The sequence below is a fragment of the Paenibacillus sp. FSL R5-0490 genome, assembly GCF_001956215.1.
In the GTDB taxonomy this organism is placed as follows: domain Bacteria; phylum Bacillota; class Bacilli; order Bacillales; family Cytobacillaceae; genus Cytobacillus.
In genome coordinates this window covers 163,766-181,346 of record NZ_MRTQ01000005.1, presented here as the reverse complement: position 1 = coordinate 181,346, position 17,581 = coordinate 163,766, and the positions used below count along the sequence as shown (strand labels likewise).

Sequence of the window (17,581 nt, the reverse complement as noted above, 5' to 3'; positions counted from 1 at the left end):
TTGTTTCGGCTCCTAGGGACTCGAGATATAAGCCAATCCCTTCCAGAAAGAACACCTTCTTGCAGGACTCGTCTTATGCTTGTCGTCCCTGAGCAGTCGCCTCCACATTTCGGGCAATCCCCCCAAAAAGGCAAAGAACGCCTTTCCGTGAGGCTCGTCTTGTGCTTGAGGCCCGCAGGACAAGGAAGGCTTCGTCAGCATAAACATCGCACAACCAAAAGCGACAGCTTTTGGGAGGACGCGGGTCATGCAGACGTTGCCACAGGACAAGGAAAGCTACGGCAGCGATACATCGCACGACCGAAAGCGGCAGCTTTTGGGAGGACGTGGCGTTCTTAGTCTGCGTTCCTTCGCGGGCAAGGCGCTTCCGCTTTTCTATTTTCTGAGTGCCTGACTTTGCAGACGAAACAGGAACATTTCAATCAGCATGGTTTTATTCATGCCTCCTGTTTTCATTTGGTAATCTGCATCAGCAAGCAAGCTTATGATCGCTGCCAGTTCTTCGTCTGCAAACAGCTGGGCCTGTCCGGCCGCCAGCTTTACCCGGAAAGGATGAATCTTTAAATAGCCGGCAATCTGCTGCTGGCCGTAGCCTCTCCTGGCAAGCTCCTTCACCTGATAAATCAATCTGAACTGCCCTGTAATAACAGATAAAATCTTAATGGGCTCTTCATTTTGCTTTAATAAATCATAATAAATTCTCAGGGCCTCTTCTATTTTGCGGTGAACCACCTTATCCACAAGGGAAAAAATGTTTTGCTCTAAAGACCGTGATACCATTTTTTCTGCCATCTGTTCATCTATCCGCTTTGTGTCATTCGCATATAGGGCTAATTTATCGATCTCGTTGGTCAGAATAAACAGGTTGGCGCCTGCCAATGTTAAAATCAGCTCAACAGCCGATTCATCAATCTGCACACCGTTCAATGCTGCACGTTCCCTGATCCAGGCTTTCAATTCCCCTTCATTTAATTTCTTGGCTTCAAGTACTGCAGCCGTTTTTTTCAATTGTTTGGTTATTTTTTTACGATCATCGAGTTTTTCTGCCGATGAGGAAAATACCACCACTGAATATGGGGCAGGCTCTTTAATATAGGCTTCAAGCTTAGCCAGGTTATGCTCCTGTTTAGCTTTCGATTTCTCTGACGTTAAAAAAACCGGGTTATGTAAAAAGATCAGTCTTCTTTCACCCATAAAAGGAAATGTCTCAGCATCTTCAAGCGCTGTATCAATGGGGGTTTCCTCAAGGTCATAAGAGGATAAATTAAAATCAGCTTCTTCTTCACTTAGCACATTGCTGATCAGAAGCTGCTTCGTTTCGTTTATAAGATAAGGTTCTGTTCCGTATAATAAGTAAATAGGAGCAAAACTTTTCGCTTTAATTCTGTTCCAAATATCAAAAACCAATTTCTTCTCTCCGTTCGCCAAACAATATATTCACTATATATCCTAAAGAAGCGATGGCAATTTGACAAGACATAAGAAATTGGCGCCCAAATGAACGCCAATTTCCAATCTATATAGAACGCTGCATCCCTGAGGCCCGGGTAACTCAGGAAGCTGCGGTGCACCTTTGTTTGTTATTTTCCCCATGATGTTTCGTCATATTTGTGACAACTCCTGCTAATGCAGGAAAAGGGCAGGCGAACTCTAGATTTTTTCATTTGAATGACTTATACTATATAGGAAATAGGAGGGGTAGACTGTGAACGAATTTGAAAAGAACGTCCAAAGCAAACGTAATGATGCAATCGACTCTGGTGTAGGATTCATCGTATCATTCGGTTTCTTCGCAACGTTATTTATTATTGCAACAGTCATTAAATTTTTAGGAGCTTAATGGCTACATACAGTTATGTGTCACAATACCGCTGACACATTGAGGCTGCCTTAGCAGCCTCTTTTTTTTGGCGGAATTTCGATTAAGCTTTATTAAGTCTTGAAGCTGATGCTTTCTAACATATACTATGGAAGCTGCACTGAAAAGGTTCCTGAATCCCCTTTAAAAAAATAGGTAATTGCCCCTTGCTTATCGGTTCGCAATACTTTGACCTTATAGTCATTCAGCCTGCTCATTACATCATTATGAGGATGCCCATACCTGTTGTTCCTGCCTGCAGAAATAACTCCAATCCGCGGCTTCACTCCAGCGAGAAATAAATCTGTTGATGAGGTTTTGCTTCCATGATGTGCAATTTTCACTACATCAGCTTTCAACTTGGGATAAGACTTTATGAGCTGACCTTCCCCCTGTTCCTCCAAATCTCCGGTAAACAGCCAGTTTAACCCTCCCACTTTGGCAAAAAGGACAATAGATCCATCATTTTGCCCCACACCGTCCCCCATCTCGCCGCCAAACGGGGACAAAACTTGAAATACAGAATCTCCTATGAGCCAGCTATCTCCGGCTTTAGTGAAAAAAATTTCACTTTTGCTATTTTTAGCCTGTACAGCCAAATCCTTTTCAGCCTCCGAGAACTCTGATCCCTGCGAAAACACAACAGACTTTACCTTCATTTCCTTCAGAACAGCTGATGCTCCGCCAATGTGGTCCATATCCCCATGAGTGAGAAAAAATTTATCTATTTCACTGATCCCTTTGCTTTTCAGAAAAGGCACTACTGTGTCCATTCCTGTTTCATATGGATCGCTTCGCATCTTCCAGTCCTCAGACTCAAACATAGGCGCACCTCCTGCATCTATCAAATAATTCCCTCTCCCATACGGAAGCTTTATCAGGATGCTGTCCCCCTGCCCAACATCAATAAATGTAATTTCACCGGCTGGTGTAATCACATTTGACAAATAATGAATTATTATCGCAAGAATAGGAAGCACACCGTTCTTAATAATAGCTTTTTTGTTTTTTGACCTTTCCCAGCCGGCAAAGAATGCGGGAATGAGAAAAAGATATATGATCAGCATTAAAGGGGATGGCCTGCCAAGAATAAGGGTCGAATTAGGAATGGCGGAAAGCATTTCAGCAATCCAATTAAGAAAAACGATCATTTTTTCCAATACATGAAGTAAGAAATCTGCCCTTCCTCCTGTTAATAAATCAAAAATAAATAAAATTAATACCACAGGCAGGACTATGGAAGAATACAAAGGTACAAAGATCAGATTGGCAATTATGGAAATAATCGATACCTCATAAAAATGCCAAAGGAGGATCGGAATGGCCGCTATCTGGCAAATAAGAGAAACAGACAGGAGGGCAGCGAGAGGATGAGTAAATTTTTTGAATATGGCAGGAGCTGAGAGAATAAGCGATAAGGCCACAGCAAAAGACAGCTGAAACCCCGCATTATAGATAATAAAAGGGGAGATAAAAAGATAGCCGGCAAACACAATGGAGATAACATCAGCTAATTGAATAGTGGCCTTCAGCTTCTTTGCCAGTAAAACCAGAAGCATCATAAACACAGCCCGCAGTACAGACGGTGCAGCCCCTGTAAGTATTGCATATACCGGCAAAACCATTATTAGGATGCTGGTCATTTTTTCTGTGGTGATCCCTGCACGTACTCCAGCAAGAAAAAACATACCAGCAAGCATTCCTACATGAAGTCCGGATATTGCAAGCAAATGGATAATTCCGATTTTCTGATAAGAAGCGATAATATCCTCATCAATAAAATTCCGATCGCCGAAGACAAGTGCGATTGAAAGCGGAGCTGCCTGTTCAGGGAAATGCTCTAAAATATGTTTTGTGCCCATCTCCCTCATTTTTAAAATAGGTAATGTGATGCGGCTTTTATTGTATATGCAATCAGAGAGGTTTAACTGTTCCAATTCGAGGATCCAAAAGATTCTATTGTGGCTTAAGTAATCCTTGTAGCTGAAGGAATTAGGATTTGTAGATGTTGGAGGAGTCTGTAAGGTGCCATTAACCCGGCATGTCATTCCTATCCTCAGATGGTCTGATAGGAATTTTTGTTCTGCTTCGGATTTGATCTTATACCTGGCAGCCAGCTTTTCCTTTTTATCGGTCAATTCAATTAGGACTGTGAGAAGGTCCCCATCTATCTTTACTGACTCTGACAGGGTAATTTCAAAATCACTCTCATTTCCTGTAAGGCTTGTCCTGTTATATTCTGCCGCTAATTCACTCCTTATGATTAGAGCAAGGTAAATCATAATCAGGACAGTCATAGTCTTTTTAGTCAAGATATTTCTTTTTAAAAGGAAAAGGGCAAGAAGAGAAAAAATGACAGCAATTGCCGGATGAAGTAATGATGTTAGATTTCCCAGGAGTGAGGCAGCAGCTGCGTAGATCCATCTGCCTTTCATATCATTTGCTCCTTTAGTTATTTTGAAGGGAGCAGCACCTTTCATTGAAGGTGCTGCTGTTTCTATGGATTAATTTTGAAAAAGCTTGTCCTTTTTTTCTTTATAGCTTTTCATAATGTCCTGATTTTTACCGCTTTTTTCAAGCTCTTTAATTAAGTCCTCTATAAAATCACGTTTTTCCTGTATGCTGCCATCGAAGGATACTTTATCAGCCGCCACATGGACAGTTTTCACACCAGCCTTCTCAAAGAGTTCAATTCCATAAGGGTGATTTTTATAGTCCTGTGCGTAGTAAACTGTTTTAATTCCCGCCTGTATAATTGCTTTGCAGCATTGAAGGCACGGAAAATGAGTTACATATATTTCTGCATCACTTGTCGGCACCCCAAATTTTGCACACTGTAAAATCGCATTCATTTCCGCATGAATGGTCCTGACACAATGGTTATCAATAACATAGCAGCCATCATCAACACAATGTTCACCGCCGGCAATAGATCCATTATAGCCGCCTGCAATGATTCTCTTATCCCTTACAATGGTTGCTCCGACCGCTAGTCTTGTACATGTGCTCCTCAAAGCAAGCAAATGGCTTTGTGCCATAAAATATTGGTTCCAGGAAATCCGGTCCATCTGTCTCTCCCCTTTACACAGGCATGTATGCCCTGAATTAAAATATAGCTTTTTCTCTCAATAAGTGTAAGCCTCAAGTTTGTGCAGGTCAATGGGAGGAAATTAGTTTACACTAATATGCTCTTTCAGTTTTTCAAAGGTTTTATCCCCTATCCCTGATATTAATTTCAAATCCTCAATATCCTTAAAGGGTCCATTTGTATCGCGGTGTTCAATTATCGCTGCAGCTTTAGAGGGTCCAACCCCCGGCAATGTCTGCAATTCTGTTTCATCCGCCCTGTTTAAATTTACCTTTCCGCTATCCTGCTGTCCTTTAACCTCGACATTTCCGGCTCCCGCCCGGGTCTCTTCAATAATTTCACCCTCTTCCGGAACATATATCACCATTTCATCTGTAATTTTCAGGGCAAAATTAATTTTAGTGCTATCCGCTTTTTCCGTTAGTCCGCCTGCTTTTTCCAGCAGGTCTATCACCCTTTCACCCTCTTTTGCTTCGTACACTCCCGGTTTTTTTACTGCTCCTTTAATATCTGCTTTCATTGCCTGCGGCACCTGTTCAGCCTGCATATCACCTGCTGTTTCTTTACCTTCTTCTTCGTTCAAAGAAATTGACTGCTCAATTTCTGGAAATACTTCAGTCTCCTGAACTGGCATTAAAAAATAATAGAGGAGTGCAGCCAATGCGATCGCACCTCCTGCAAAGTAAAATTTATAGGCTTTTATCCATTCGGGCACTATCGATCCATCCTTTCTTTTTGGAATAAATGTTTTTTTGATACATATCGTTATATGAGAAAGCCTGCTTTTAAAGGAGGGATGTTGCATTGAAAATCGGAATCATTGGCACAGGTAATATGGGGAGAATTTTGACCGAGGCCTTCCTGGATGGAGGAGCCGTTTCCCCTGCCTCCATGACGATAACCAATCGGACAGTGGCAAAAGCGAATAAAATAAAAGAAACGCATCAGGAAATTACCGTTGTAAATAACGCAAGAGAGGCCGCCAATCGTTCTTCACTGATCTTTATTTGTGTAAAGCCTCATGATGTATATAATGTCGTTCAGGATATTTTGCCGTTCCTGTCAGAAGATAAATGTGTAGTGTCCATAACCAGCCCTATTAGTGTAAAACAGCTTGAATCAATTGTGCCTTGCTCAGCAGCAAGGGCGATTCCAAGCATTACTAACCGGGCCTTATCAGGGGTGTCATTATTATCATTCGGTGAACAGTGCAGCGAACAATGGAAAGGGGAACTTAACAAGCTTTTTGAAAGCATCTCCACACCTGTTTTTATAGAGGAAGCGATTACCAGGGTTTCTTCGGATATTGTCAGCTGCGGACCTGCCTTTTTCAGCTACTTGACTCAGCGCTTCATCAATGCAGCAGTTACGGAAACGGAGATTGATAATGAAACAGCTACAAAGCTTGCAGGAGAAATGCTGATTGGGCTTGGGGAATTACTGAAAAAAGGATTTTATACATTGCCTACATTGCAGGAGAAGGTGTGTGTCAAAGGAGGAATTACAGGAGAGGGAATTAAAATTCTTGAAAGCGAGCTCGGCAGTGTATTTGAACACTTATTCCAGGCGACACATTCCAAGTTTGACGAAGATCTTGTCGAAGTAAAAAAGCAGTATTCTCTCTATTAGCTATTCGATGTTAATGGAAATAATCCTTCACTATTTAAAAAAAACAGCCGAAAACCCGGCTGTTTTTTTATTAGTGTCTTTTCTTTGCAATAAGAATGATTCGTTCAGCCTGGCTGTCTGGCGGTCCTTCTTTAAAATCTCCTGAAACGTCAACAAGGTCAAAACCGCATTCCTCAAGCCAGCTTTTATATTGATCAATAGGATAAGTGCGCTGAAAATGAAGTTCGTCATAGCGGTCATACTTCCCTGTTTTTTCGTCCTGAACAAAAAATGAAAGATCATGCTCTACAGAATTGGGGTATTCGCCCTGAAAGCTGTGCCAGATATATGAAATTTCCTCGTCATTTTCAGCAAAGGTCTGGTTCATAAATATCTGCATAATTTTATAAATGGAATGAACATCAAAAATAAATAGACCATCGTTTTTTAAATAGCTATGGACCCGCCGGAAGGTGTTCTTCACATCTGATTCTGTCTCCAGATAATTCAGCGAATCACAAAAGATGCCAATAATATCAAATTCACTAAACCCTTCAAGCTCTGCCATGTTCTGCTGGTAAAAGGGGATTTGAAGACCTTTCTGCTCCGCCTTTGATTGGGCTACAGCCAGCATATCCTCTGATAAATCCACACCGGTTACATCATAGCCATGTTCACTTAACCTTATTGTAAGCTGTCCTGTGCCGCATGCAAGATCCAGCAATTGTTTGCCTGAAACATTAAATTCCACATGCTTTTCATTGACCAATTTAATCCAGCTGTCATAAGGAACATCTTCCATCAGCCTGTCATAGAGATAAGCGAACTTTCCGTAGCTCATTGGTTAAGAATGCCCTGAACGTTTTCGACCGGGGCATCTCCCCAAAGTCTTTCGAGATTATAGTAGCTTCTTTCATCCTTATGGAAAATATGTGCAATAATATCGCCCATATCAACCAGAATCCACCTTGCTTCATCAAAGCCTTCCATTCGCTTAACCGTAAACCCGTGTTCTTCAGATTTTTCTTTCATTTCCCGAGCAATGGCCTGCACTTGTTTATCAGAATTTCCGTGACAAATAACAAAGTAGTCCGAAATCAGGGAAATCCCCTTCATATTAAGAACCGTTATATCTTCTGCACGTTTATCATCCGCTGCTTTTACTGCCGTCATCAGCATAGTATTTTCTTTCATTTAATCAATCCTCCTTATTCATTACAAGGTCATTATACGTTTCGAAGGAAGCCGGAAAAACAGGCTGCCCTTTTTTCATTAAAAACATGATGGTATTTTGAATAGATTTTATTAAAGCCTTGTTCAAGTTCGTCTTTGCTAAATCACGCACTTCGTCAACACCCGGAAAATGTCTTCCAGGTTCAATATAATCTGCAAGATAAATGATCTTTTCAAGAAGTGCCATTCCCGGCCTCCCTGAAGTATGATATCTTATTGCATCCAGAACCTCTTTATCATGGATTCCCGCTTCTTTCTCAGCCAAAAAAGCACCGACAGGAGCATGCCAAAGTTCACTATTGTAATCCAAAAGCTCGGCTGGCATACCTTCCTTACTGATAATTTCCCTCATTTCTTCCTTAGGGCGGAACTTAGCATAATCATGAAAAATGGCTGCCAATTCAGCTTTCTTACTATCAGCGCCATATTTCTCTGCAAGTTTAATGGCTGTTTCCATCACTCCGACTGTATGAAGATAGCGATGTTCAGTCAGCTGCTCCTTTACAATAGCCAGAGCTGTTTCACGATTCATATAAATGATTCTCCTTTATAAAACTCCTTATAGAATCCGGTACCAGATATCGTATAGTACCACCTTCCTTTACACGGCTTCTGATCATACTGGAGGAGATCCCCATTTCAGGAACGTCAGCATAAAGAATCGGATACGGAGTCTGCAAATTGTAAGATGGCCGCCTTACTCCTATAAAGGTAATCAATTCAAGAAGTTTGTCAATGTTATGCCACTTGGACAAATATTCAACCATGTCAGCTCCAATAATAAAATAAAATTGCTTTTGAGGATAGTGTTCCTTCAAAATCCTGATCGTATCGTAGGTAAATGAAGGACCTTCCCGCTCCAGCTCAATCAACTCCAATTTAAAACCAGGATGATTCTGCAATGCGAGTTTCAGCATTTCTATTCGATCACTGCTGCTGACATTATCTGACCTCTTTTTATGGGGAGGCTCATGGTTCGGCATAAACCATACTTCATCCAAACCATGGGAAGACATTACCTCATTTGCAATAATGAGATGGCCTAAATGAGGCGGATTAAAGGTCCCTCCAAGTATGCCTACCTTTTCCATTTACACTCCTCCATTCATTCAGTTTAATTTCCCCGTAGCTTACGGCAGGTTGATTTGTTTGTTTTCTTTTGATTCTTTGTATAAAACAATAATATTCCCGATGATTTGGACAACATCAGCCTTCGCGCCTTCTGACAGCTGCTGTGCCACCGTATCTCTGTCTTCTTCACAGTTTTGAAGGACGGAAACCTTTAATAACTCACGGGCTTCCAGTGCTTCTCCTACTTGTTTAATCATATTTTCATTAACCCCGCCCTTTCCCACTTGGAAAATAGGGTTTAAATGGTGCGCTTTTGATCGCAATAAACGCTTTTGCTTTCCTGTTAGCATAATAATCCTCCCAGCTGATTTAAAACCTTTTCTCTCATTCTTTCAATGTCGGGCCCAATGCCAGTCCACATTTCAAAAGCAAGAGCCCCCTGATATACGAACATATCAATACCATTCTGAATTTGGGCGCCCTTTACGTCTGCTTCCTTTAAAAGCCTGGTTTGCAGCGGATTATAAATGATATCACTGACAAAGGCTCCAGGCTTAAGCTTATGTACCGAAAGCGGACTTTGGCCAATTTCCGGAAGCATTCCAATTGAAGTAGTCTGAACAATTAAATCGTATGTTTCCAGGCTCTCTTCTGCTTCCTGCCGGTTCAGCACCCGAGCAGGAACCTCAAAAGGGCAATCATTCAAAATCTGCTCTGCCCTTTCTGGAGTCCGATTGCAAATGTCCAGAAGCTCCGGGCCTTCTTTAGCAATTGTAAAATAAATGGCTCTCGCAGCTCCGCCTGCCCCCACTATCAGCACCTTTTTGTCATTAATTGATTGGTTTTGATTCAGCAGGCCTTTTACAAATCCGCTTCCATCCGTGTTATAGCCTATTAGCTTACCATCCTGATTGACCACTGTATTTACTGCCCCAATTGCCTCAGCCAGAGGATCCAGTTCATCTAAAAGAGGAATGATAGCCTCCTTATGGGGTACTGTAACATTAAATCCCGCAATGCCGATTGCCCTGAACCCTTTAATAGCGTCATTCAGATTTCTCCTGGATATATGAAATGGCTGATAATGTGCATCAATACTGTAAATCTTAAATAATTCATTGTGCATAGCAGGGGACATTGAATGAGAAATTGGATCCCCAATCACTCCAAACAGCTTCTTCAAAAATCCTCACCCCTTTTGAAAAGCGTAAGCAAATGCAAGTAACAGCCTAAATTAATGACTTCCTTATCATGGCATGGACACCTTTAGGAACATATGCAGCTACTTTGGCCCCGCCCTCATTTACCGTTATCCAGCCAAGTCCTGAAAATACTATATCTGTTTTCGGTTCTTTAATTGTAAATTCATGTTTCACAAGCTCCGGGAAGGTTTCCATCTGCTCTATTCTTGGCGGTGTAAGCATCTCTCCCGCATGATTCTCATATAGCTCATCCGCCTTTTCTGTTTTGGTGCGGTGAATATTTAATTCATTGGAGAAATGGCAAACAAATGACCGCCGGCCGCCAGCAATGTAATCAAACCTGGCCAGTCCGCCAAAAAACAGAGTCTGCTCTTCATTCAGCTGGTAAACCTTAGGTTTAATCTCTCTTTTAGGTGTTATCACCTTTAAATCTCTTTTATCTACATAATGAGCCATCTGATGATGGTTAATTATACCTGGAGTATCCACTAAAGCCTTTCCGTCAGATAGAGGGATCTCGATAATATCAAGAGTCGTCCCTGGGAAGTGGGAAGTAGTGATGACATCGCCCTCACCTGTTACTTCTTTTAATATTCGATTGATGAAAGTGGATTTACCTACATTAGTACATCCTACTACATAAACGTCTTTTCCTTCCCGATAATGATCGATGGCTGCTGCAATTTCATTAATGGAGTACCCTTTTGCAGCACTGGCCAGATAAACCTCTTCCGGTTTCAGCCCCAGCTGTTTTGATTCCTGCTTCATCCAGTTAATCAGCTTGTTTGTCTTCACGGACTTTGGAAGCAGGTCGACTTTGTTTCCAACAAGCAGGATTTTATTGCTGCCCACAAAACGGTGAAGACCTGGAAGCCAGCTGCCGTTAAAATCAAAAATGTCCACAATCTTCACAATAAGTGCATCACTTTGTCCAATTTCATTCAGGATCTTCAGAAAATCATCATCAGTCAAGCTTACATCCTGAACTTCATTATAGTGCTTCAGCCTGAAACAGCGCTGGCAAATAATTGTTTCCTTCTGCAAAGCTGATTGAGGAGCATAACCTAATTCATCAGGATTCTCTGCCTGAACTTTCACTCCACAGCCTACGCAAACAAATTGTTCTTCACTCACTTTTTAATCCTCCCACTGAATCATGCCTTTTTTCCTGAACCAATTTAAAATCCGTCTCTCCACCAGCCGGTTAAATTTCGTAATAAACCCGTCAGTTTGAGCTACAGGCACGACCAAAATAGTATGGAAACCGTTTCTGTTTCCTCCCAATACATCAGTCAGCAATTGGTCTCCAATCACCACTGTTTCTTCTTTCTTCAGCCCCATCTCAGATAGGGCTCTCCGGAAGGCCCTGCCCATTGGCTTTCTAGCCTGATAAATAAATGGAATATCAAGGGGGTGCGAAAAAGCCTTAACGCGGTTTTCTTTATTATTAGACACAATCGTAACCTTGATGTTGCTTTGCTTCATTTCTTCAAACCAGCTAATCAGCTTCGGTGTTGCATTTGGCCTGTCCCATTCGACAAGTGTATTATCCAGGTCCGTGATTATCCCTTTAACTCCCTTTTCCTGTAAACTGTGTGGAGTTATTTCAAAAATACTTTTAACATGCTGATTAGGCAAAAAATGCTTTAACACTATATTTACACCTCAATCATTTATTCATATTGTCCGGCAATACTGTATCTAATGCCCTCAAATTAATACCGGTCTTAAATGTTAATTAGCGTCTGCAGCCATTCACTAGCTAAAACACCGATTTCATCATACCCAATTTCGTCCGCTCTTTCAAAATAAAGAATGGGGGATTTCAATCAGGCCGTTCTATTTTATACGATTCCACAAAATGGGGAAAGACACTCAAAACTCACTAAATTTCCACAGAATAGTTGTTAATTAACCTTAAAATAAAAATTTTTCGACAAAAACCAAATGCCCCTCAGACCTGTGGATAACTTTATACACATAACCCAATATGATTTTAATACTTTTTCCCTTTTTATAAACAAAATAATCACAGGTTATCCACGGTTTCCTGTGGATAAGAGAACAGTTGTTCTAATCGTTTTAATTTGCTAAAGTAGGGGTACAACATAAAATCTTACATTATATGTATAAAATAATTCTTTTAGAACTGAAATATCAAGTACCTGGAGGTGGGACAGGAATGCGTAAACTGTCAGATGAATTATTAATCGAATCCTATTATAAAGCAAAAGAACTGCAGCTTAGCAAAGACTTCATCCGTTTAATTGAAACAGAAATCCACCGTCGTTCACTATCAAACAGAATAAAAGTCACATCATAAAAATGGACAAGCCCTTAATAGGGCTTTTTTTATTCTCAGATTTAAAACCCGAAATAACTGGTCTTTTCATTCACACAGGGTTCCAATCCGCTCCCCTACTTTAATGTGAGCAGGAGTCTTAATTGACCTTTCGAGCTGGAATTTCCCCTTCTCAAATAGAAGAATGACAGTAGAGCCAAATGTAAAATAGGCCATTTCCTTTCCTTTTTCAAGCTGGTCCCCTTCATGGGTAAGTTCGATGGAATTTACAAACATAGCACCCACCTTCACAATTGCGATTACTGAATCACCATGCTTTACTTCAGTTATGCTCCGGAAATTTTTAGAAAGCGTTTCTCTTCCATATTTCAAACCCCATTTGTTAACCGGAAAAGATTTTAACCCCAAAATCCATTGATCTGTTACTTTTCCAGTGACCGGGCTGTGTATCCTGTGATAGTGGCTCGGACTTAAATAAAAGATCATGTAAGTGCCGCCTGCATATTTCCCTGCTTTATTTGCACCAAGCATCTCAGAGATGGAATAGTTCTTCCCTTTTACTGTAATTATCCGATCCTCCCGGATATCCCCAATATCTTCGATTACAGCATCTACAGGACTCACTGCTGATTCAGGGCTCTCATCCGTTACTCGTGCACCTTCTTTCAGCCTTCTAATGAAAAACTCATGAAGTGTTGGATATTCATGCAGGTTTTTTTCCATTTCACTTTCGTTAATATTATAAATTCTTGAAAATGAAGGAATGACCCTCCTGCTTAGATTTGATTGTGCAAATTTCTGAAGTATACCGGATGTCCATCTTCCATTTGTCAATTCAATCAGCAGTCGATATACAGGTTTTAACAAAGGAAATGCCCCCTAACTAAATATGTTCTTTACGAACAGGCATAAAAAGCATAGAATAAAATATTATTATATAACATATAAAACTAAGTTTGCCATAGACATCCCCGGATTTGGCGCTTTTTTTATTATTGGCTTCAGTAAATTTGCGGATTACTTCTATTTCTACCCTTCCCGATAGTTCCCATTTGCCGGAAGACATTAACACATAGCTGTTAGAAAAACTTCCTAAAGTCTGCAAGCTGTGATTCCCCGTTGCAAGGAGTGTTCGATATGTTTTTTCAGGATGTTCTTGATTTAACCATTAAGAAGCTAAAGGCACAGACAGCCAATATCTTAACCCTGTCTAATTTATTCTTAGGGTGCTTTGCTATTTTATTTTCTATTAATGACAATTTGAAATTGAGTGTGCTGCTGATTTTTATCGCAGCTCTTGCTGACCGATTTGATGGGATGGCAGCAAGGAAAATGAATATTGAATCGGAATTAGGAAAGCAGCTGGATTCGATGAGTGACATTATTTCGTTTGGAGTTGCACCTGCACTGCTCCTATACACGGGAGTACTTTATGAATTCGGGGCACCCGGCGCCTTCCTGACTGCTCTATATATAGGATGTGGAGCTTTGCGGCTAGCCCGTTTTAACATTAGCGAGAATAACGGCTATTTTACCGGTCTGCCAATAACAGCTTCCGGATGCCTCGCCACTTTATGCTATCTTGCGGTCCCGTATTGGCCTTCACCTATATTCCTTTTCATCATGCTGATACTTTCAATTTTAATGATAAGCCCTTTCAGGCTGAAAAAAATGTAAAAAAGCCGTGCTCAAAATAAGCGCGGCTTCTATATTTTATTTGTCTTCTGTTAATGCCAGGAACTCTTCCACATCATCCATGCATAATTGTACGGCACTTTCCCAGAACTCAGGCTTGGTTAAATCAGCATTTAAATGCTTCATCGCTAAATCTTCAACTGTCATTGATGCAGTATCCTTTAATAATGCTATATATTTTTCTTCATATCCTTTCCCTTCTTTTAGTGCCTGTGCATAGATTCCGAGCGAGAATAAATACCCAAAAGTATATGGGAAATTATAGAATGGCACTCCAGTAATAAAGAAGTGCAGTTTTGAAGCCCAGAAGGACGGATGATACTCATCAAGCGCGTCGCCATAAGCCTCTTTTTGTGCTGCGGCCATGATGTCATTCAGACGTTCGGCACTCACATTTCCCTGTTTTCTTTCTTCATAGAATCTGGTTTCAAACAGGAATCGCGCATGGATATTCATTAGCAGTGCAACAGACCTTTGTACTTTATCTTCTAAAAGTGCAAGTTTCTCTTCATCTGACCCTGCATTTTTCACTGCTGCATCAGAGACTATCATTTCTGCAAAAGTAGAAGCTGTCTCCGCAACATTCATGGCATAGTTTCGATTCAGCAAATGAAGATCTCTCATTGCATATGTATGAAAACCATGCCCGAGTTCATGTGCCAGAGTAGAGACATTGGATGGCGTCCCTGAGTATGTCATAAAGATTCTTGATTGGCTGTCTTCAGGGAAGTAAGTATGAAAACCGCCTGGCGCCTTTCCTGGACGATCCTCTGCTTCAATCCACTTTTCTTCAAAGGCTTTTTTAGAGAATAAGGTCATCTCTTCTCCGAAGTGGGCAAACTGCTCAAGGATAAATTCTGCGCCCTCCTGATAGGATAATTTCGTTTCTGACTCGGAGAGCGGCGCATCCAGGTCATACCAGCTTAATTTTTCTAAGCCTAAAAGCTTTGCCTTTCTCTCTAAATATTTAACAAGAGGTGCTTTATTACGGGAGATTACCCCCCACATTGTTTCCAGGGTTTCTTTTTTCATCCGGTTTAAATCCAGAGGTTCCTTAAGATAGTCATCCCAGCCTCTTAACTTATATACATTTAATCTAAAACCGGCTAAGTGATTTAGAGTCTTGGATAAATAGTCGGACTGGCTGTTCCATGACTTTTCCCAATTATCAAAAATTTCCTTGCGCAGCTTTCTGTCAGGACTTGAAAACTTATTGGCAGCCTGCCCAACTGACAGCTGTTTTATCTCCCCATTTTCAGTGCAGGGAATCTTTATGTTTCCTACTATTACGTCGTACATCTGACCCCATCCGTGGTAACCATCAACAGCCAGAGCATTTATGACAGTTTCTTCCTCCTGCGAAAGCTTTTCTGAGGCTTTTTCGCGGCGTTCGCTTAATACAAATGAGAGTTCATTTAAAGTCTGATCATTTATTATTTGCTCCCATGCACCGGAATCTAAACTTGCCAGCTTCTGATCAAATACAGTTAAAGCGTTTTGAAAACCTGCACTCAATTCCGTAGTTGCGCCTCTAAGGTCTTTCGCTTTTTTGTCTTCGGTATTTTGTGCCTGAAGACAGCTGACAAAAGCTCCGGCCTGGCGCACTTTTCTTGCCGTCTGCTGAAACAGCTCAATAATCTTACTTATTTCAGCGGCATCTTCGCTTGAGTTAGAAGGCTCCCAATTATGTATTAGATTAGAAAATGAATCAATATGTTTTCTTGTTTCCTGTAAATGCTGTTTAAATTCAGCTGAGTCGCTTCCACCCTTAAAAAAAACATCTAAATCCCACACTGACGAATATGCTGTTGCAGTCATAATATCCCCCCATAAAAAAGTTTCGGCTGCAGAAATATTATACCTTGATTTTTCCGAAATTTCTATAAAATAGCATATTAAAGAGCCCATATCCTAAGATATGAGCCAATTGCTAAGTTATCGCTACCTGGAATAGCCGCCATAATAAGCAAATCCCCCAAAAACAAGCAGCAGGATCAGCAGGACAACTGCGAGGGCCAGCCAGAAACCGCCTCCTCCATAATAACCGCATGGATAAGGAGGGGGAACAGGATAACCGCCATAACCATAAGGCATAACCAATTACCTCCCTTCACCTTCTATTACTAACATATGTATTAAATGGACAATCGCTTAGGCTTTTGTTCTAATTCACGGTTAAAAACCGGTGTTTTCTTGGCACCTCTATTAGAATAATTCATAGAATATACTAGAAGGAGTTTTACGGGAGGAGTGTTAAATGAAGATTATCTCAATCTGCAAGAAATGCAGGGGCACAGGCAGCATAACAGCTTGTAAATTCATAAAAAAAAACTGCCCTGCCTGTAAGGGATCAGGCAAAATGATAAAACACCTTTCCGATATCAAGTATCAGGAGAGGAATAAGTTTTTTCTTCACTCATAGCAGGGAGCCATTAATCTGAACCCTTCCACAGGCAAGGGTTTTTTATTTTTTGCTGAAATACTATATAATGACATCGATAATTATAACCATTGAAATGTTATGGATTGGAGTGAAACGAATGAAACAAGGCAGAATGATTTTGACAGTTCTCCTTTTATTGCTTGCAGCCGGCTGTTCTGTGGAGGATGAGCAAAGTAAGAAAACTGCTGATGAACCTTCAAATAAAACTTCAGAAGCAACTGATTATACTATTATTGAGGCCTCAGCTCAGCAAATCGAGCATATTCAAGGAATTGGATATCCCGGGAATGATACCAGCCTTTACCTTTCATCCAGCGAAGGCTTAAAATTTTTCAAAGATGGCATTTGGCACGAGACAACTTCTCTTAACCATGACTATATGGGATTTCAGGCAGTCAAAGATGGATTTATTGTCAGCGGCCATCCTGATAAGAATTCCGTTATAAAAAACCCTCTTGGAATTGTGAAAAGTACAGATAAAGGAGCCTCTTTCAAGAAACTGGCTTTTATCGGAACAAGCTCCTTTCCTTTTCTAGCTGCAGGCTATGATACCAATCTAATCTATATGATCAATCAGGAAAATAACGATGAACTCAAGGCAGGTGTATACCGCTCTCAGGACGCCGGAAAAACATGGGATCCAGTCAGCTTAAAAGGACTCGAGGCCGACACACTTGGTATGATTGCAGCACATCCAACTAATCCTGAAATCATGGCCATGTCAACAAGAAGCGGTATCTTTTACTCAGAGGATAAAGGGGAAACTGTAAAGTTAGTATCTGAGCCAATTATGGCTACAGCCCTCGCCTTTACGGAAAACAGCTTGTATTATGCCTATGCAGATCAGGAAAAGGTTCGAATGAGCAAAATCGATCTTAAAACGAAGGAAAACTCACAGGTTAAAATCCCTTTTCTCAGCTATGACAACCCTATTACATACATTGCTGCCAATCAAAAATCTGACGGAAAGCTTGCTGTTTCAACTTATCTCAAAGATGTATATGAATCTGCAGACAGCGGTGAGAACTGGAAGCTCTTATTGAAAAACGGCAGAATTAAATAACTAAAGGGACAGTCAAAC

At 40.9% G+C, this 17,581-nt stretch carries 20 protein-coding genes; 5 read left to right on the top strand and 15 right to left on the bottom strand.

Annotated elements, in window-relative coordinates; genetic code table 11:
* Window positions 1–375: 375 nt before the first annotated feature.
* Window positions 376–1,407: a DNA polymerase III subunit delta gene (gene holA, locus BK139_RS05930; RefSeq protein ID WP_048010306.1), complete on the bottom strand. Its 1,032-nt coding sequence runs from the start codon at window positions 1,405–1,407 to the stop codon at window positions 376–378.
* Window positions 1,408–1,705: 298 nt separating this feature from the next.
* On the opposite strand from holA, the gene BK139_RS05925 reads away from it, so the two are divergent.
* On the top strand, window positions 1,706–1,840 hold the full coding sequence (locus BK139_RS05925) for a YqzM family protein (protein WP_035331183.1): 135 nt from the start codon (window positions 1,706–1,708) through the stop codon (window positions 1,838–1,840).
* A gap of 125 nt (window positions 1,841–1,965) precedes the next feature.
* On the opposite strand, the gene BK139_RS05920 is transcribed toward BK139_RS05925, so the two are convergent.
* From BK139_RS05920 to BK139_RS05910, 3 genes are all read right to left on the bottom strand, one after another.
* Window positions 1,966–4,293 carry a DNA internalization-related competence protein ComEC/Rec2 gene (locus tag BK139_RS05920; protein WP_076257469.1) on the bottom strand — a complete coding sequence of 776 codons (2,328 nt, stop codon included), beginning with the start codon at window positions 4,291–4,293 and terminating at the stop codon, window positions 1,966–1,968.
* A 69-nt stretch (window positions 4,294–4,362) separates the two neighbouring features.
* On the bottom strand, window positions 4,363–4,926 hold the full coding sequence (locus tag BK139_RS05915; protein ID WP_076257433.1) for a ComE operon protein 2: 564 nt from the start codon (window positions 4,924–4,926) through the stop codon (window positions 4,363–4,365).
* A gap of 102 nt (window positions 4,927–5,028) precedes the next feature.
* On the bottom strand, window positions 5,029–5,661 hold the full coding sequence (locus BK139_RS05910; RefSeq protein ID WP_076257432.1) for a helix-hairpin-helix domain-containing protein: 633 nt from the start codon (window positions 5,659–5,661) through the stop codon (window positions 5,029–5,031).
* A gap of 89 nt (window positions 5,662–5,750) precedes the next feature.
* On the opposite strand from BK139_RS05910, the gene comER reads away from it, so the two are divergent.
* On the top strand, window positions 5,751–6,575 hold the full coding sequence (gene comER, locus BK139_RS05905) for a late competence protein ComER (protein ID WP_076257431.1): 825 nt from the start codon (window positions 5,751–5,753) through the stop codon (window positions 6,573–6,575).
* A gap of 70 nt (window positions 6,576–6,645) precedes the next feature.
* Here comER and BK139_RS05900 read toward each other — a convergent pair whose 3' ends face one another.
* The 8 genes from BK139_RS05900 to BK139_RS05865 are packed head-to-tail and all read right to left on the bottom strand — an operon-like array spanning window position 6,646 to window position 11,713.
* Entirely contained in the window at window positions 6,646–7,395 is a 750-nt protein-coding gene (locus BK139_RS05900; RefSeq protein WP_076257430.1) for a class I SAM-dependent DNA methyltransferase, read from the bottom strand.
* On the bottom strand, window positions 7,392–7,748 hold the full coding sequence (rsfS, locus tag BK139_RS05895) for a ribosome silencing factor (protein WP_076257429.1): 357 nt from the start codon (window positions 7,746–7,748) through the stop codon (window positions 7,392–7,394). Before rsfS ends, BK139_RS05900 begins: the two co-directional genes overlap by 4 nt.
* A gap of 4 nt (window positions 7,749–7,752) precedes the next feature.
* The gene (yqeK, locus tag BK139_RS05890) at window positions 7,753–8,319 is read right to left on the bottom strand and encodes a bis(5'-nucleosyl)-tetraphosphatase (symmetrical) YqeK (protein WP_076257428.1); all 567 of its coding nucleotides are present in this window, start codon (window positions 8,317–8,319) and stop codon (window positions 7,753–7,755) included.
* Window positions 8,309–8,878 (bottom strand): nicotinate-nucleotide adenylyltransferase, encoded by a 570-nt coding sequence (locus BK139_RS05885; protein ID WP_076257427.1) that lies wholly within the window; start codon window positions 8,876–8,878, stop codon window positions 8,309–8,311. Before BK139_RS05885 ends, yqeK begins: the two co-directional genes overlap by 11 nt.
* A gap of 39 nt (window positions 8,879–8,917) precedes the next feature.
* A complete protein-coding gene (gene yhbY, locus BK139_RS05880) occupies window positions 8,918–9,208 on the bottom strand; it encodes a ribosome assembly RNA-binding protein YhbY (protein ID WP_061791109.1) in 291 nt (96 codons plus the stop codon).
* Entirely contained in the window at window positions 9,202–10,041 is an 840-nt protein-coding gene (gene aroE / locus BK139_RS05875) for a shikimate dehydrogenase (RefSeq protein ID WP_076257426.1), read from the bottom strand. Before aroE ends, yhbY begins: the two co-directional genes overlap by 7 nt.
* A gap of 46 nt (window positions 10,042–10,087) precedes the next feature.
* Window positions 10,088–11,194 carry a ribosome biogenesis GTPase YqeH gene (yqeH, locus tag BK139_RS05870; protein ID WP_076257425.1) on the bottom strand — a complete coding sequence of 369 codons (1,107 nt, stop codon included), beginning with the start codon at window positions 11,192–11,194 and terminating at the stop codon, window positions 10,088–10,090.
* Between the two features lie 3 nt (window positions 11,195–11,197).
* Window positions 11,198–11,713, bottom strand: coding sequence for a YqeG family HAD IIIA-type phosphatase (locus tag BK139_RS05865; RefSeq protein WP_076257424.1), 516 nt, complete (start codon window positions 11,711–11,713; stop codon window positions 11,198–11,200).
* A 529-nt stretch (window positions 11,714–12,242) separates the two neighbouring features.
* On the opposite strand from BK139_RS05865, the gene BK139_RS05860 reads away from it, so the two are divergent.
* A complete protein-coding gene (locus BK139_RS05860) occupies window positions 12,243–12,383 on the top strand; it encodes a sporulation histidine kinase inhibitor Sda (protein ID WP_035331211.1) in 141 nt (46 codons plus the stop codon).
* 66 nt (window positions 12,384–12,449) lie between these two features.
* Here BK139_RS05860 and BK139_RS05855 read toward each other — a convergent pair whose 3' ends face one another.
* The gene (locus tag BK139_RS05855) at window positions 12,450–13,229 is read right to left on the bottom strand and encodes a phosphatidylserine decarboxylase (RefSeq protein WP_076257423.1); all 780 of its coding nucleotides are present in this window, start codon (window positions 13,227–13,229) and stop codon (window positions 12,450–12,452) included.
* 270 nt (window positions 13,230–13,499) lie between these two features.
* On the opposite strand from BK139_RS05855, the gene pssA reads away from it, so the two are divergent.
* A complete protein-coding gene (pssA, locus tag BK139_RS05845; protein ID WP_076257421.1) occupies window positions 13,500–14,039 on the top strand; it encodes a CDP-diacylglycerol--serine O-phosphatidyltransferase in 540 nt (179 codons plus the stop codon).
* Window positions 14,040–14,075: 36 nt separating this feature from the next.
* On the opposite strand, the gene BK139_RS05840 is transcribed toward pssA, so the two are convergent.
* Both BK139_RS05840 and BK139_RS23860 read right to left on the bottom strand, forming a co-directional pair.
* Window positions 14,076–15,875, bottom strand: coding sequence for a M3 family oligoendopeptidase (locus BK139_RS05840; protein ID WP_076257468.1), 1,800 nt, complete (start codon window positions 15,873–15,875; stop codon window positions 14,076–14,078).
* A 123-nt stretch (window positions 15,876–15,998) separates the two neighbouring features.
* On the bottom strand, window positions 15,999–16,151 hold the full coding sequence (locus tag BK139_RS23860; protein WP_175609066.1) for a hypothetical protein: 153 nt from the start codon (window positions 16,149–16,151) through the stop codon (window positions 15,999–16,001).
* Between the two features lie 446 nt (window positions 16,152–16,597).
* On the opposite strand from BK139_RS23860, the gene BK139_RS05835 reads away from it, so the two are divergent.
* Entirely contained in the window at window positions 16,598–17,563 is a 966-nt protein-coding gene (locus BK139_RS05835; RefSeq protein WP_076257420.1) for a F510_1955 family glycosylhydrolase, read from the top strand.
* Window positions 17,564–17,581: the final 18 nt, after the last annotated feature.

What these genes read in the sequence shown, in the direction of transcription:
- BK139_RS05920 (WP_076257469.1), bottom strand. Translation starts at nt 4,293, where the DNA reads ATGAAAGGCAGATGGATCTACGCAGCTGCTGCCTCACTCCTGGGAAAT.
- yhbY (WP_061791109.1), bottom strand. Translation starts at nt 9,208, where the DNA reads ATGCTAACAGGAAAGCAAAAGCGTTTATTGCGATCAAAAGCGCACCAT.
- BK139_RS05840 (WP_076257468.1), bottom strand. Translation starts at nt 15,875, where the DNA reads ATGACTGCAACAGCATATTCGTCAGTGTGGGATTTAGATGTTTTTTTT.
- BK139_RS05885 (WP_076257427.1), bottom strand. Translation starts at nt 8,878, where the DNA reads ATGGAAAAGGTAGGCATACTTGGAGGGACCTTTAATCCGCCTCATTTA.
- BK139_RS05900 (WP_076257430.1), bottom strand. Translation starts at nt 7,395, where the DNA reads ATGAGCTACGGAAAGTTCGCTTATCTCTATGACAGGCTGATGGAAGAT.
- BK139_RS05835 (WP_076257420.1), top strand. Translation starts at nt 16,598, where the DNA reads ATGAAACAAGGCAGAATGATTTTGACAGTTCTCCTTTTATTGCTTGCA.
- pssA (WP_076257421.1), top strand. Translation starts at nt 13,500, where the DNA reads ATGTTTTTTCAGGATGTTCTTGATTTAACCATTAAGAAGCTAAAGGCA.
- BK139_RS23860 (WP_175609066.1), bottom strand. Translation starts at nt 16,151, where the DNA reads ATGCCTTATGGTTATGGCGGTTATCCTGTTCCCCCTCCTTATCCATGC.
- BK139_RS05915 (WP_076257433.1), bottom strand. Translation starts at nt 4,926, where the DNA reads ATGGACCGGATTTCCTGGAACCAATATTTTATGGCACAAAGCCATTTG.
- yqeK (WP_076257428.1), bottom strand. Translation starts at nt 8,319, where the DNA reads ATGAATCGTGAAACAGCTCTGGCTATTGTAAAGGAGCAGCTGACTGAA.
- rsfS (WP_076257429.1), bottom strand. Translation starts at nt 7,748, where the DNA reads ATGAAAGAAAATACTATGCTGATGACGGCAGTAAAAGCAGCGGATGAT.
- BK139_RS05860 (WP_035331211.1), top strand. Translation starts at nt 12,243, where the DNA reads ATGCGTAAACTGTCAGATGAATTATTAATCGAATCCTATTATAAAGCA.